This is a genomic window from Escherichia sp. MOD1-EC6098, from assembly GCF_002965865.1.
GTDB classification, from domain to species: domain Bacteria; phylum Pseudomonadota; class Gammaproteobacteria; order Enterobacterales; family Enterobacteriaceae; genus Escherichia; species Escherichia marmotae.
Map to the genome: position 1 here is coordinate 1 of NZ_PTSN01000094.1, position 493 is coordinate 493.

The window sequence follows — 493 nt, forward strand, 5'->3', positions numbered from 1 at the left end:
CCCCATTTGCCGCTCTGTAACTCTTCCCAGATGCGCTGGCCTGTCGGGGCGCTATCGTCCTGCATGGCGGTATACGGGACGAATTCCCTTTCACCTTCAAATAGCACCTCGCAGTCAACCGCACCATTTTCGAGATAATGCGCGTTTCTGATGCCTTTTACCGCTCTGATTTTCATGTTTTATTTCCTCGTTACTCGATGCGCACAAACAGGCAGATACGACCGCTTGTTCCGTAAGAGTCCCTGACCCCGGATAACGCCATATAACGCCCCGGGAAAGTGTACCCTGTAGCTCCTGCACTCGGTGTGGAACCGTAGGAGCCAGCCCCCGCAGAAGATATTGTGCACGAAAGATTAACTCCGCCCAGTTGTGACCCTGGCACCACATCACCCAGGCCAATTTTGATTTCTTTATCCCCGGAAGTTGTTCCGCGATAAACAGCAAGCACCGGAACACCCACTGCCGGGTATTTGAAATATGAGCCTGAGCCTGC

2 pseudogenes are annotated in these 493 nt (G+C 53.1%); both read right to left on the reverse strand.

From position 1 onward, the window contains the following. A pseudogene (locus C0K55_RS25810) lies at nucleotides 1–176 on the reverse strand (DUF4376 domain-containing protein); the annotation flags it as partial. Nucleotides 177–190: 14 nt separating this feature from the next. Continuing rightward, nucleotides 191–493 (reverse strand): annotated as a pseudogene (locus C0K55_RS25815) (phage tail protein); the annotation flags it as partial.